Source organism: Brumimicrobium mesophilum, assembly GCF_003025005.1.
Taxonomy (GTDB): Bacteria; Bacteroidota; Bacteroidia; order Flavobacteriales_D; family Crocinitomicaceae; genus Brumimicrobium; species Brumimicrobium mesophilum.
Map to the genome: position 1 here is coordinate 42,448 of NZ_PVSS01000007.1, position 14,071 is coordinate 56,518.

The window sequence follows — 14,071 nt, forward strand, 5'->3', positions numbered from 1 at the left end:
AAACATCCTTTAATTGAATTTGAAACTAGATATCCTAATCTCTTCTTTCAACTTGTTTTGAGCATCAACAAGTTTTTCAATTGAAATAAACCTTCCTTTGCCCAGGGAGGCAGCTTCTCTCATGCTTTCTTCTGCATTACTGTTGGTTTTTATTCCAACAACACTCATTGTAATACAGTTTTTACTCAGGTTCTTTGTTATGTACTTTTTGTAGTCTCCAGAATTTTGGTTAAAAGCTCCATCTGTGATAATGATTAAATGATTTTGACCATCTTTTATCATACTTTTTCCGACCTGCTTATAACCCAGTTTTATACCTTTTCCTCCTGCAGTATTTCCTGAAATCTTTAATTTCTGTACAACCTCAGATATTTCCTTTTTTTTGTTTCCACTGGTTGATTCTAAAATCACTTGTGCATTGGAAGCATAGGTTACTAATCCAATTTTATCTTCTGGCCTTAGCATTTTTAACAATTGGTCTAGTGAATATTTCAATAATTCTTCACGTCCATAACTATTCATTGAATAGGAAACATCTAATACAAAAACAACATTTACGGGTTTGAAATATTTGGGATCAAAATTGTCTTTGGCTAATTCTTCAAATTGAGGATTGATTTCAGCTTTTGGTTCTTCTGATTTTGGTTCTTCTTCAATTACATCCGTTAAATCCACCTCTGGTTGAGATTCTTCGATAATTATAATGCGCTCTTCTTTTTCCTCTTCTACAATTGTTTCCTCCGGAATTTCTTCTGCAATTAATTCAGGTTCTTCAGTCTCAATAATTTCAGGAATCTCTTCTAACTCTTTCTTAGTCAAAGCTAAAGTGATAATATTGTTTTTAAAATTTACATATTCAGCAAGCTCTGCTGGATAATAATCTTTATGGGTTGCATAAAAGTAAGTAATTCCTAAAGGCAGTTTTATATTCAATTCTCCATTTCTTTTTGTAGACCATTTTCCTAAAGCATTTCCATTCTGAATAATGGCAACTTTAGATTGACCTAACATTTCACTTGTTTCTTTATCTATGGTTTGAACTTTCAACATAAAATCCATTGGATTTCCTTGAGCAGGAGATTGGTTAAAGGTTGGACAAGAAGTTAGGTTATCGATAGTAGGTAAAGAAACTATCTTTCCTTTTAGTTCAAATTCTGTAGCTAAATTACTAGCGCTTGTATAGATAGGAATTGTGAATTCAAATTTTCCTTTCGTTCTTTTTTTAACATGAAAGCGAATGATTGCAGAACTATCGGGTTGAATCAAGTCATTCTTTTGCAAATAATTTACTTCCATTGGAGTTTTTACACTAAGAATGAAAACTGCTTTTGATGATGTGTTTTTTAAATAAACATCTACAAATCTATCATCATTTCCGTTGATGTCTTCAAAGTCATGACTCGTTTTGTCGAAAACAATTTGAGTATAGCCAAGATTAAAAGCAAGGGTTAAAATGAAGGTAAATAAAATTCTCATAAACTAAATATAATAATAAGGGCAACAAAAAAAGAGGAAAGATATACTCTTTCCTCTTTAAAACGTAAAATGATTACGTAAAGTATTTATTAATTCTAAAGATTAAACTTTCTCGTTCAAAACTCCAGCTAAAGCTTCTGCCAAAAGTGAATCTGCATTGCCATAGTTTTCTTGGTAATCTAAATAACTTCTGCGCACTACTTCTTTTGCTTCTTCAGCTCCATAAATATGTGTGATTTCAACATTTTTAGAATCTCCACCCATGTCTTTGTATGTAAGGAAAAAATGTCTCACTCTATCTAAAACTCTTTGAGGAATTTGATCGATTGAAGTCATGTCACCATATACTTGGTCATCTTTAAGAACAGCAATAATTTTATCATCAGCTTCTCCACCATCAATCATCCTAAATCCACCAACAGGGATACATTCTGCAATAATATTACCACAGTTTACTTCTCTTTCTGATAATACACAAATATCCAAAGGATCATTATCTCCTACGATGTTTGTTCTTCCTGTTTTTTCATTTGCGAAATCAGCAACATGCTTGTCACATAAGGTTTGTGGAACAAATCCATACATACAAGGCATGTAGTTAGAAAATTTCTGTGGACGGTCAACCATTAAGTATCCGCTTTCTTTATCGACTTCATACTTAATAGCGTCTGAAGGAACGATCTCTATAAATGAGTTAATTAAATTTGGTTGATTTTCACCAATTGAGATACCATGCCATGGGTGAGCAACAAAACGTTGCTTAAGTGCTTTTGCTAATTTAGCTACTTCTTCTTTCATATATTGTAATTTCAAGTAATATTCTTTCCAATAAAGGATTGCAAAAGTACTCAAAAAAAATGAAAATTGAAAAACGTTTTAAATGACAGGTCGAACTGGATAAAATTTAAAGCTCAAAAACTATTATTACTTACCGAAAGAGAAATAATCTAGAGGGTCCAAAGGCCCTAAGTCACTCCAAAGTTCAAAATGAAGATGAGGTCCAGAACTGCGTTCTCCAGTATTTCCAACAACCCCAATTGCTTTTCCTCGAGTTACTTTTTCGCCAACACTAACGTAAACTTTCTGCGCGTGCTTATATACTGTGATAATTTCATTCTCATGGCTCAAAATAATCGTATGACCATCCTTATCGTCATAGGATGAATGCAAAACAACACCATTTAAACAAGCTTTTATTTGCTCATCTTTTTTAGTTACTATATCCACTCCAGGGTGATTGGGAATTCTAAATTTGCGACTGATTTCTCCAGCAACAGGATCATATAAAAATAAATTGTCGAAAGACTTATTATTAGGTTTCTTCTGTTTTTCTAAATTTTCTTTAATGTTATTATCTAATTCCAATTCAGCATTCGAAATTGTAGTATCAACACTAATCATGCTGCTATTTTCCGATTGATCATTTGAGTTAGAGGTGTAAATAGAATCTATAGATACCTCACCTAAAATTACTTTTTGTAAATTTATGATGTAGTTATCTTGAGCAATAAGCCTTTTTTCCAGGCCCTCAACTCTAATGGCAGTTGCTTCAATTTTTTGCTTATTCCTGTTCTTTATGTTTTCAGGAAGAATATACCCTATTGGTGTGTAAGAGAAAATTAAATAATTGATTAGAAATAATACGATAACGAGAATTAAGGCTATACTAATTAATTGAATTCGATTGATTTTAACCCTCCACCATTCTTCAAAAGACAAGGGATCCATAGCAACTATTCTTGTTGAACGTTTAAACCAATTTGTTTTCTTCTTCTTTTCAGGTTTTTTCATAATAATGGAGGTAAATTTACATTTAATATGAACTTTTTATACTTTTTTAAAGTTAAAAATCTTAAATTAACATGGACTCAACTTGAGCATACTTAATTTTGGCTTATTATTTGATTACAAAGTTGTAATAAATGACAACTATTTCGGATTTATAACGTTATAACTATAGATGAAAATTATCCTTTTAATATTAACAATTATGATGACTCCATTGGCATGGTCTCAACTTCAAACTGCTGGAGGTCAAACCGCAGACCAATTAGTGCAGAATGTACTTTTAGGATCAGGTGTTGATGTCTCAAATGTTAGTTATTCAGGAGCCACAAACGCCATTGGTACTTTCGATGCAACTAATGCAAGTATTGGAATTGACGAAGGAATTATTATGACTACTGGAACTATTTTTCAAGGAGCCAATGGACCTTATGGTCCTAATGATTCTCCAAATTCAGGAATGGATAATAATACTACAGGTTATGGTCAATTAAGTAATTTGGTAGGTACTGCAACATACAATGCAACAATTCTAGAATTTGATTTTATACCCTATTCTGATACTGTAAGATTTAAATATGTTTTTGCTTCCGAAGAATATCCTGAATTTGTAGGTTCTGAATTTAACGATGTCTTTGCTTTTTTTATATCCGGCCCTGGAATACCGGGGGGATCTCAAAATATGGCCATTATTCCTGGAACGAATCAACCCGTAGCTATTAACAACGTAAATCAAAATCTTAATAATAACTTTTTTGTAAACAATGGTAATGGAAGTCAATCTCCATTTAATAATGACCCTTTTTATGTGCAGTATGATGGTTTTACAGTTCCTTTAGAGGCCTACTCAAAAGTGCAGTGTGGTGAGACTTATCATTTAATTATTGCCATTGCCGATGTTGGAGATGCAATTTATGATTCTGGAATTTTCTTAGAAAAAAATAGTTTAAATAGTGTTCAACCTGTTCAAGTTAGTTATGAATTATCTAGTGACCCTTATGGTGATGGTCAAACAATGGCGCAATCATGCACCAGTGCGGAAATTACTATTGAAAGGTCAGGAAATAGCATTAATCAACCGTTAACAATTCCTATTAATCTTTCTGGCTCAGCTGTCGAAGGCCTAGATTATTCTACTGTTCCTAATAGTGTAACTTTCGCACCTGGTCAAACTACGGTGACATTTACTGTCGATGCCTTAAATAATACCGGTTTAACAGGAATTGTAAATTTAATTTTAGAATTTGAAATTGATGATCCTTGTGGAAATGCAGAGTATCAATCTATAGAACTTTTTATTCAGCCTGTTGAACCAGTTTCGGTTACTGTGAATACTCCTACCATTTTATGCCCAGGTGAAGAGGTTCAATTAACTGCTCAAGCCTTAGGTGGGGGTGGAGGCTATACTTATTTATGGGATACAGGTGATACAACACCATCGATTTCCGTTATTCCAACAGGAACTCAAACCTATTCTGTTCAAGTAACTGATGATTGTTTAAACGAAACCGCAACTGCTACAATTACTATTGATGTTCCTGTTTATGATCCACTACAATTATCAATTACAAATGATATTACTGAACAATGTCCTTATGTACCATATGACCTCGAAGTAGTGCCTTCTGGAGGAGCTGGTAATTATACTTTCGAATGGTTTGATCCAAATGGAAATACTATTGGAAATTCATCATTTGTAAATGTTTCAGCTCCATTTACATCTGTATATACCGTTGTTGTGACGGATCAATGCGGAACGAGTGAAACAGCATCAGTAACAATTACCATTTTAAGTCCACCGCTGGTATTAGATATCACTCCACAACAAGAGATTTGTCCTGGAGATTCAGTTTTATTGACTGTGGTGGCCACCGGTGGATTTGGAAATTTCTATTATAATTGGCCACATTCTAACGAAACCACAGCATCTGTTTGGGTTAATCCAACTGAATCCACTAGCTTCACTGTGATTGTAAAGGACGATTGTCAAACATTTCAAGTGCAGGCCGAAACTGAGGTAGTTGTTATTCAGCCTGATGTAGATTTTGATATAATTACTAATCCGAAATTTATAGGACTCCCAATTACTTTTCAAAACCTAACAATTAATGGTGATTCATATTTTTGGGATTTAGGGAATGGAGTAAATTCAACAATGATTCATCCAAACAATGTTTATTACACACCCGGAACTTATGAAATTACATTAATTGGAACTGATGCAAAAGGATGTGTCGATTCTATCACAAAACCTTTAGAGATTTTAGATGAGGTATATCTTTATATTCCTAATTCCTTCACACCAGGAGGAAATAGTCGCTTTAATAACACATTTGCAATAAGTGCCATTGGTATTGATGATATTGACCTTCAGATATATAATCGTTGGGGTGAACTTCTTTTCAGAGCATTTGATATTAATTTTGAATGGGACGGAACTTATGGAGGTAAATATGTTCAAGACGGTACATATGTATGGAAAATTGAGTACACAACCGTAAACAACGCCTCACCTCAAATCAAAACAGGTCATATTAATGTTTTGAGATAAATTCTCTTAATTAATATCCAGTCAATTTTCGGTTTAACAATTAGGGTGTATTATCTTTGTAAGAATAGAATTATTGAAATATGAAGTTTTCACGTCAGCATAGATTTTTATTAAGTGTTTTAAGTGGGGTATTAATGACTATTTCATTTCCTCACACTGGAAGTTTGTTTCCATTAGTGTTTTTTGCATGGGTTCCTTTGTTGTTAGTTGAACATAATATCTATAGAGAGAAATACCGATCTTCTAAAGTATTTCTTCATGCATATTTAACTTTTTTCATTTATAATTTAGGAACTACCTATTGGATCTTTTATGCTAAAGGAGGAGAAGTGGGTGCTGTTTCCGCTTATTTTTTGAATGGATTTATTATGGCTTTGGTCTTTATGCTTTTTCATTGGACCAAGAAATATGTTGGTCAAAAAGAAGGATATATTGGAATATTATTTTTTTGGGTTGGACTTGAATATATTCACTACCACTGGGAATTGAGTTGGCCATGGATTAACATTGGGAATACTTTTGCTACTGTACCAGAAATAGTTCAATGGTATGCTTATACAGGTGTTCTTGGAGGCTCTTTGTGGATTCTATTAATTAATTTATTGATATTTATAATATTTAATAATATCATTTTTGTAAAAGAATCCATTAAAATACAAACACCGTTAATCTATTTGTCATCAGCGATAATCCTTATTCCTTCACTATTGTCGTTTTGGAATTATACCACATTTGAAGAAAAAAATAATCCAATTGAAGTAGTTGTTACTCAACCCAATATTGATCCTTATAATGAGAAATTTAATCCAGACTTAAAAGCTCAATTAGCTCAATTAGATAAATTCGTTGAGCGAGCTAAAGATTTAGTTACACCAAATACAGCGGTTGTTTTAGCACCTGAAACAGCTATTTCACAAGGATTCAATGAGGATAAATACAAAGATAATCCAGCGATGAATTATCTTCAAGGTATTGTTGATGGATGGGGGCAGACCTCTTTGTTTACAGGTGCATCAACCTACAAAGTCTTTGAGTATAAAAATAGTTCAGCGGCTAAACAAATAAATGAATCCAATCTTTACTATGAATCTTATAATACATCCACTTTAATTTCTAGCAATAAACCACCGAAATTCGTTCATAAATCAGAACTAGTTTTGGGTGTAGAAAAGATTCCTTTTGCGAAATGGTTTCCTTCATTAGAAAAATTATCAATTCAAAATGGAGGTACTTCTGGTACACTTGGTGTAGAAGATGAACCACGTGTGTTGAATACCAATGGATTTACTTTTGCCCCAATTATTTGTTATGAATCTGTTTATGGCGGAATGATAGCAGAACAATGTAGAAAAGGAGCTGAGGTTATATTTGTAATTACCAATGACGGTTGGTGGGAAAATACCGCAGGACATAGACAACATGCAAGTATTGCAAGGTTAAGAGCAATTGAAACGGGGCGTTATGTCGTTAGGTCTGCAAATACAGGAATATCTTGTGTGATCAATCAAAGAGGAGATGTTGTCCGTGCGACAGATTACTGGGTTCAGGATGCTTTTAAAGAAACCATAAATTTAAATTCTGAACCTACGTTTTATGTAACCTATGGAGATGTAATTGGAAGATCATTTTCCTTCGTTTTCTTCTTAATTGTTACCTTAACATTGGTAAGATACCTTCGAAGGTTCGGGAAATCATTTTAAAATAGATATGTTGGTTATCACTAAAAAAGGCACGATTCTCATAGATGCGTGCCTTTTTAAAATGCTTGTTTAAATATTTTGTAATTATTTATCCTCAGGTAAAATTTCCATTTTTTCCGCAAAATGATAACAGTAGTCTCTTAAATCTTCTGTAATATTTTTTTCACCAGTTGCTTTTTCGAAAGTATCAGCCATTGTTACCAACGTTTGATGAAAGAATTGTTTCATTTCTTCAATTGATAACTCTTTTGTCCATAAATCAATCTTCATGGTGTTTTTTTCCTTAGGATCCCACATAGAAAGAAACATTGCACTGGCTTCTGCTTTCTCAATCGCTCCATCTTGTGCTGACCAAATCATTCGAACAGGAACATTGTTTTCATTGGTTCCAACATTTATTGATATTTCAGAGGTTTTAGTAATCTTATCTTCACTCATAATTTGTATTCCTTTAAATTTTTAATGTATTCGATTTATTGAATTTCGTATGTTTGTAAAATTGTATTGTATTTCGTTTTTAATAAAGTTTGTAAAGATAAGGCTTTGTTTTTAGACATGTATCCTTTCACTATTCTATATCCCAAAAATTGGCCTATTCTATCAGGGGCATTTTCAGATAATCCAACAGTTGTTGGAGCTTCATTCAAAAAATTAGTTCTGATTCTTAAGTCAGTTTGAAATAATAATTGTTGCTCCACTAAATAATTCCAAACTGATTTTTCATTGGTGTTAGCCCACTCATATTGGTTTTGGTTGTACCTTAAAATATATGATTCTTCTGCTTCAGGAAAAGCTGCGTTTAAAACGTATAAAATTTTCCCTGCTTGAATAATATGTTCAGCGAGTTTACTGTCAATTGATTTAAATAACTTCACTTGAATCCAGTTTAATAAAACATCTCGTTCAAGGTATTCTATATTCATTCTTTCTCTTTGCCATTGGTATAGTTGAGCATTTGGAATAGCTTTAATAACTTCACTTTCAGGAGAAATATAATTTTCTAAACCAACTGCTATATTATTATCTGAACAAGAAACTTGACTAAATAATTTATTGATATAGAAAATATGATCAGGCACTAATGAATCATTGAAATGATAATTTAAATATTTAAAAGAGTGAGATATTTTATCCTGATGTTTGGGTAACTCTGTAAACAATTTTTTTTTCTCATCTTCTAAATCAGAGATGTAATCTGAATTATAGAAATTGTAAATAGCCTGATAAGAAGTGTCTTCAATGTTTTGTCTAACGTTTTGACTTAATTCATAAATGAATAAACTTCCGAGTTGCTGTTTTAAACTTTCTACATTTACTTTAACATTTTCCAAAGATTGATTATGTAGTTTTTGATCAACATTAATAAACTCAATTTTAAAATCCTTTTCTGGTAATGTTACGTCTAATGGACTCCGTGAACAGCTACTCAAAATGGCAGTCGTCATAAGAATTGCATAGAATGTTAAACTATAGTTCATGAAATATGATTATTTTTGTGGGAGGTACCGATAATTAGTTTATCTTAATTGAATATTTTATGGGTACCAAATGAAACTGAAATTTTAATATTAAAATCAAAAGTATGAAAAAATTACTGACTTTGTCATTTATAACTGGAATGCTCTTTACTTCTAATGCTCAAGATGCTTCGGATAAAAAAGTATTAGCAGGACTAACGGTTGGGGGAGCGATTAATTTTAATGATCCGCAAACAAAAACCATTGACTCAAAAACGGGAGGTGATTTTGTAGTGGGAATGGCTTTAGACTGGAACTTTTCTAAAAATATAGCTTTATCAACAGGAATAGAATTTGATTTTAACCGTTTCAGAACAACTTACAATGAAACCGTTTATGTAGATTATAGAGACAAAGATATTCTACAATTCAAAGATTATTCGGATGAGAATACTGATAATTACTTTTTGTTAAATGAAAGACAACATAAAAGTATCTATTTAAGTGTTCCTATTATGTTGAAGTTTCAAACTAACTACATGGGCTATATGAAGTATTATGGTAAATTTGGTTTAAGAAATAGTTTCATGTTAACTACCAGGACAAATAATGATGGTCAAGCTTATGATATTGAAGATAAGATTGTTGACGAAACAGAATTGAATGATATGAAATCACCTGGAGTTATGTCTTTCTATAAAGGAGCAATTGGAATAGCTGGAGGAGCAGAATATAATATTTCTGGAAATACAGTATTGGTTGTTGAATTAGGATATTATTATGGTTTTTCTGAAGTTTTTCAACAGAAGGGTGCTGTTTTTGGTGATGATGAAAAATCTTTATCTATGTATCAACCAACAACCGAGACAGAAAGTAATAGAATTTATTATTCTCCTAGTTTAAAACAAAGTCAACTTTTGCTTAAAGTTGCAGTATTATTTTAATCCATGAGTTTATTTGATAGTGAAAAAATAGCCAGTCATATTATTGACTGGCTTAATAATTATATAAAAGATTTACCTATAGACGGGTTTATCGTTGGCGTTTCTGGTGGTGTTGATTCAGCTTTAGTTGCGTCATTATGTGCCAGAACCAATAAGAAGGTTATTTTATTAAATATGCCTATTCGCCAATCTGAGTCGGAATTCATACGTTCTAAAGAGCAGATTGAAGCCTTGGAAAGAAACTTTGATAACGTGCAAGGAATGACAATTGATTTAACAAATACATTTGAATCTTTTGAGCATATAATGCCTGAGAATGTGAAGGAAAACCAATTGGCAATGGCAAATTCTCGAGCACGTTTGAGGATGACAACTTTATATGGCGTTGGACAATCAAATAAATTACTGATAACCGGAACTGGAAATAAAATCGAAGATTTTGGTATTGGTTTCTTTACGAAATACGGTGATGGGGGAGTAGACCTTAATCCAATTGGAGATTTATTGAAATCAGAAGTATTTCTCCTTGCAAAACATTTGGGTGTAATACAAAAGATTATTGATGCGAAACCTACAGATGGATTATGGGGAGATGATCGCAATGATGAAGATCAAATCGGTGCAAACTATGACGAACTAGAGTTCATAATGAATTTTAAGGGAAGTAAGGATGATTTAACTGTTCGCCAGAAGGAAGTCTATGATATTTATCAAAGACTCAATACGATTAATCAACATAAAATGGTTCCAATTCCGGTGTGTAACTTGGAAGGTTTAAAGTAATATTTACCATTTTGGTTATCATGTTCATTTTTGATGTTAGTTCTGCTGTCTTACTTGGTTATTTGGCAGTGTGAAAGTTTAAATCCTTTTATTTTCAAAGGCTGTTTAAATGAAGTAAGATGTTCTCTTTTGTCATTCATTAGGCCTCAGGTGCGAGTCTCAATACAATATTATCTATTTGTTCTGTAATATCAATTTGACAACCCAATCTACTATTGTCTTCTACAAAAAAGGCTTGATCGAGCATGTCCAATTCTGCATCACTTTGTTCGGCTAAATCATGTTCAGATTCTAAATAGCATTGGCAAGAGGCACACATCGCCATTCCGCCACATGTCCCCTCAACAGGTAAGTCATAAGACTTACATAATTCCATAACATTCATGTTCATATCAGTAGGTGCCAACAATTCATGCTTTTCACCTTCTCTGTCCACTATGTAAACTGTAATATTCTCTTTCATGGTTTAAACTTTACGCAAAAATAGTGATTATGTATTTTAGAACGAACTTAAATTAAATGAATTATTCCCAATAAAAAAGCCCTAACTAATTAGCTAGGGCTCTATTCATTTTATATCGGATTAGTAACTCCAAACGTCGTGTTCAATGTTTCTAATCTTTTCCGTAATTTTTTGAGATTCCATAAGTGCATCTACACCAACTCTGAATTTTTCAACACTTCTATCATAGACATTTTCTTCCTTGTAAATGAAAGAACTAAATCTACGTTTCATGAAGTAATCATCAAAACTCATCCAGCTTGAACCATTAGACTCATTGTAAACAAAGTAATTGTTAAACACATATCTACAGTCAGTAGGGAAGTAGAGCCAGAACATTGTCCATGTTCCACCAATATTACCATTATCATCTTTCATATGTCTAACTGGTGCTATACCTAAAATTCTAACATCCATTACTGATCTTTGCTTATCAAAAATCCAATCTTCTTTCAATCTGTATTGAATGATGTCTGAAGATGTATACCAAATTGTATCTCGTGGAGGATAAACATAGTTACCAACTGCATCAATTGAATCTTGTCCATATACATTTAAATATGGGTCAATTGGCATGTCTCCAAGCTTCGCTAAATAGTACGACAACTCTTCTTTATATGCCGGGTCTGTAGCATAGTTCAGACCTTGAGCAGGGATAATTGGATATTTAAATTTGTCGCCATCTTTAACTGAAGGTCTAATTGGATTATAATCAGAATATACAGTTAAATCCCCCGATAGAATATGTTGACGAATAATTGTCCACAAACTCCATCTGTTATCATTACGGATCCATTCTACTTCTCCAGTTAATGGATCAGGATTACTGAATTCATCTAAAGGATAATATAATGGACGATTAATCTTTTCACGAAGGTCAATAGCTCTCCATACACGTCTGCTCCATAGTGCATCCGCTTCACGGATATATGGATAAGGAATCAGACGTTTAGTCGGAATGTTTGATTTAAGGTAGACCCCATCAATAACGCCTGTTTCAGTACGGCTATTTATAGGCCCACCATTGATTTGAGCGAAAGTGCTCAAACTAAAAACCAATAGTGTACAAAGCATTAAATTCTTCATGACTTTTCTTTTTTATCTATTACTTAACTGTGTAAACAGCGTTTTGTCTTTTGACTTTCCCGCTTGGCTCTCTGTAGTTTGTTACAATGGTAATCATATTACCAGATGTAGCATTAGCCATTATTCTTAGTGCAGCTCCTGTAAGATTAGAACCAGTACCTTTCTCAGGTCTTGGTGCTCCTGATACACTTACCTCCCAAGAAATAACTCCAAATACAGCTTCCAATGGAATTTCTGGTGGATATCCAGCGAATAATTGTCTAGAAGCCCTAATCTGTGCAGATGTAGCAGATGATCCATCTGTAATACGACCTAAGCTAATTGAAGGCTTAGGCAAATCTTGAACACGGAATTTAAAACTTCCTAAGTTACTGCTTGACCCATCTTCTGCAACCCCTGCAATGTTAATTGTTGCTTCTCTACCAGCTCCTGGTGATGCAATATATCCTTTTGCAGATTTACTTAACGTTACATTTCCACCATTAGAAAGTGAGTAGTTAGGGAATCCTGATGCTGCTCCTTCTACTTGGTTACTGTAACCTCTGTATAGTACATTCATTTGAGGTAGAGAAACTGTTCCTGATGGTTTACCAACTGTATAGTTGAATTCCCATGGTTTAAAGTTTATCTCACCTTTTTCCTTAACACCAATTGCACCAGAAACTACATAATTTCCTGGAGAACCAGAGTCCAATTTAATAGTACCAGTTGTTTGTTTCCAATTGTCTGGATTTAGTTCATTAATACCATATTTAAGTGGTGCTACTTCAGTTGAATCCCAAGCAGCAATCATAACGTGTAGATTCAATGAATCTCCTGCATTAATATATCCTGTTCTTGCGAATGGTAAAGCCTCAATTTTGTTAAAGTTAAACGTAGGTGCATCAACTTTAGAAAGCATAAACTCTGCAGCTGTACTTTCACTATTTAATACATCTAATTTAAGTGCAGTAAACATAGCTGCTGCTGCAACTATTGGTGCATGGTCAAACATTGCTGATGGCCATGGCACATCCTTACTTTTTCCTGCATCTTTAACAGAAATCATAGCAGGTAACGTCATCGAACGATAATAATTAGCAATTCTTGATGTATCTTCCGGGTTTGCTGTTTTTAAAGCATCAGCTAATCCAGAAATATCATCAGGTGCTGTAAATGTGTAAACTTTACTTCCGCTAATGTAATTCCCCATCAATTCTGCAATAGAATTTCTGTATTCATTCATTTTAGTTAATATCGCTAAACCTCTTTCTTTTGGTTTCATTGGATTACCACCTATGAACATTTCCGTAGGAACGTCATAATTGTCCATCGCTTGAATTTCCATTAAAGGTCTAAGCTCTGTAATATTACCATCTTGGTCAATTTTATCTTTGTTTACCCAGTCTACTCCTTCAACTTTAGTGATCATATCATTTGATTCAGAGAGAATATAATGAATAATCTTTTTAGTATGTGAATTCAAAGTATCTGCTTTACCTTGCCATAAGTCGATAACTTTTGTATCTGCTTTTGGATCAGTAAGGATTGCTGCTCTTTTACTTTCGAACGTACCATAAACATTTCCGGTAGCGTTGTCAATTATAACACCACTAGATTCTAGTTTGTCATTGATAGTAACAAAAGCGGCGATAATCTCTTTAGACACGTTAAGTGCCAAAAGAGCAGTCAATACGAGATACATCATCCCGATCATCTTCTGTCTTGGGGTTTCTTTTCCTCCTGCCATTTGTAATTAAATTTTAAGAATTAATTTATTAATTAATGTTTCGAATATTCTGTTGGTT

At 33.2% G+C, this 14,071-nt stretch carries 12 protein-coding genes; 4 read left to right on the forward strand and 8 right to left on the reverse strand.

Annotated elements, in window-relative coordinates; translation table 11 throughout:
- Positions 1-9: 9 nt before the first annotated feature.
- The 3 genes from C6368_RS08630 to C6368_RS08640 all read right to left on the reverse strand — a co-directional run bounded on the left by C6368_RS08630 (position 10) and on the right by C6368_RS08640 (position 3,267).
- Entirely contained in the window at positions 10-1,476 is a 1,467-nt protein-coding gene (locus C6368_RS08630) for a VWA domain-containing protein (protein ID WP_107038796.1), read from the reverse strand.
- Between the two features lie 102 nt (positions 1,477-1,578).
- On the reverse strand, positions 1,579-2,274 hold the full coding sequence (locus C6368_RS08635; RefSeq protein ID WP_107038939.1) for an inorganic pyrophosphatase: 696 nt from the start codon (positions 2,272-2,274) through the stop codon (positions 1,579-1,581).
- A gap of 126 nt (positions 2,275-2,400) precedes the next feature.
- Positions 2,401-3,267 (reverse strand): M23 family metallopeptidase, encoded by an 867-nt coding sequence (locus tag C6368_RS08640; RefSeq protein ID WP_107038797.1) that lies wholly within the window; start codon positions 3,265-3,267, stop codon positions 2,401-2,403.
- Between the two features lie 169 nt (positions 3,268-3,436).
- On the opposite strand from C6368_RS08640, the gene C6368_RS08645 reads away from it, so the two are divergent.
- Together C6368_RS08645 and lnt are read left to right on the forward strand one after the other, a co-directional pair.
- Positions 3,437-5,812, forward strand: coding sequence for a choice-of-anchor L domain-containing protein (locus C6368_RS08645; protein WP_107038798.1), 2,376 nt, complete (start codon positions 3,437-3,439; stop codon positions 5,810-5,812).
- 80 nt (positions 5,813-5,892) lie between these two features.
- Positions 5,893-7,512, forward strand: a complete 1,620-nt coding sequence (gene lnt / locus C6368_RS08650) for an apolipoprotein N-acyltransferase (protein WP_107038799.1) — start codon at positions 5,893-5,895, stop codon at positions 7,510-7,512.
- A gap of 84 nt (positions 7,513-7,596) precedes the next feature.
- On the opposite strand, the gene gldC is transcribed toward lnt, so the two are convergent.
- Positions 7,597-7,950 (reverse strand): gliding motility protein GldC, encoded by a 354-nt coding sequence (gldC, locus tag C6368_RS08655; RefSeq protein WP_107038800.1) that lies wholly within the window; start codon positions 7,948-7,950, stop codon positions 7,597-7,599.
- Between the two features lie 35 nt (positions 7,951-7,985).
- On the reverse strand, positions 7,986-8,990 hold the full coding sequence (gene gldB / locus C6368_RS08660; protein WP_107038801.1) for a gliding motility lipoprotein GldB: 1,005 nt from the start codon (positions 8,988-8,990) through the stop codon (positions 7,986-7,988).
- A 104-nt stretch (positions 8,991-9,094) separates the two neighbouring features.
- Between gldB and C6368_RS08665 the strand changes: the two genes are divergently transcribed.
- A complete protein-coding gene (locus C6368_RS08665) occupies positions 9,095-9,913 on the forward strand; it encodes an outer membrane beta-barrel protein (RefSeq protein ID WP_107038802.1) in 819 nt (272 codons plus the stop codon).
- Positions 9,914-9,916: 3 nt separating this feature from the next.
- A complete protein-coding gene (gene nadE, locus C6368_RS08670; protein ID WP_107038803.1) occupies positions 9,917-10,696 on the forward strand; it encodes an NAD(+) synthase in 780 nt (259 codons plus the stop codon).
- Between the two features lie 139 nt (positions 10,697-10,835).
- Here the strand turns inward: nadE and C6368_RS08675 are convergent, their stop codons facing one another.
- From C6368_RS08675 to porM, 3 genes are all read right to left on the reverse strand, one after another.
- Complete coding sequence (locus C6368_RS08675) at positions 10,836-11,159, reverse strand: 2Fe-2S iron-sulfur cluster-binding family protein (RefSeq protein ID WP_107038804.1); 324 nt, start codon at positions 11,157-11,159, stop codon at positions 10,836-10,838.
- A gap of 120 nt (positions 11,160-11,279) precedes the next feature.
- Positions 11,280-12,284 (reverse strand): type IX secretion system ring subunit PorN/GldN, encoded by a 1,005-nt coding sequence (gene porN / locus C6368_RS08680; protein WP_107038805.1) that lies wholly within the window; start codon positions 12,282-12,284, stop codon positions 11,280-11,282.
- 19 nt (positions 12,285-12,303) lie between these two features.
- Positions 12,304-14,013 carry a type IX secretion system motor protein PorM/GldM gene (porM, locus tag C6368_RS08685; RefSeq protein ID WP_107038806.1) on the reverse strand — a complete coding sequence of 570 codons (1,710 nt, stop codon included), beginning with the start codon at positions 14,011-14,013 and terminating at the stop codon, positions 12,304-12,306.
- Positions 14,014-14,071 lie beyond the last annotated feature (58 nt).

Excerpts from the sequence above, each read along its gene's own strand:
- C6368_RS08640 (WP_107038797.1), bottom strand. The coding sequence starts at position 3,267 with ATGAAAAAACCTGAAAAGAAGAAGAAAACAAATTGGTTTAAACGTTCA.
- C6368_RS08675 (WP_107038804.1), bottom strand. The coding sequence starts at position 11,159 with ATGAAAGAGAATATTACAGTTTACATAGTGGACAGAGAAGGTGAAAAG.
- C6368_RS08645 (WP_107038798.1), top strand. The coding sequence starts at position 3,437 with ATGAAAATTATCCTTTTAATATTAACAATTATGATGACTCCATTGGCA.
- gldB (WP_107038801.1), bottom strand. The coding sequence starts at position 8,990 with ATGAACTATAGTTTAACATTCTATGCAATTCTTATGACGACTGCCATT.
- C6368_RS08665 (WP_107038802.1), top strand. The coding sequence starts at position 9,095 with ATGAAAAAATTACTGACTTTGTCATTTATAACTGGAATGCTCTTTACT.
- C6368_RS08630 (WP_107038796.1), bottom strand. The coding sequence starts at position 1,476 with ATGAGAATTTTATTTACCTTCATTTTAACCCTTGCTTTTAATCTTGGC.
- gldC (WP_107038800.1), bottom strand. The coding sequence starts at position 7,950 with ATGAGTGAAGATAAGATTACTAAAACCTCTGAAATATCAATAAATGTT.
- nadE (WP_107038803.1), top strand. The coding sequence starts at position 9,917 with ATGAGTTTATTTGATAGTGAAAAAATAGCCAGTCATATTATTGACTGG.
- C6368_RS08635 (WP_107038939.1), bottom strand. The coding sequence starts at position 2,274 with ATGAAAGAAGAAGTAGCTAAATTAGCAAAAGCACTTAAGCAACGTTTT.
- porM (WP_107038806.1), bottom strand. The coding sequence starts at position 14,013 with ATGGCAGGAGGAAAAGAAACCCCAAGACAGAAGATGATCGGGATGATG.
- lnt (WP_107038799.1), top strand. The coding sequence starts at position 5,893 with ATGAAGTTTTCACGTCAGCATAGATTTTTATTAAGTGTTTTAAGTGGG.
- porN (WP_107038805.1), bottom strand. The coding sequence starts at position 12,284 with ATGAAGAATTTAATGCTTTGTACACTATTGGTTTTTAGTTTGAGCACT.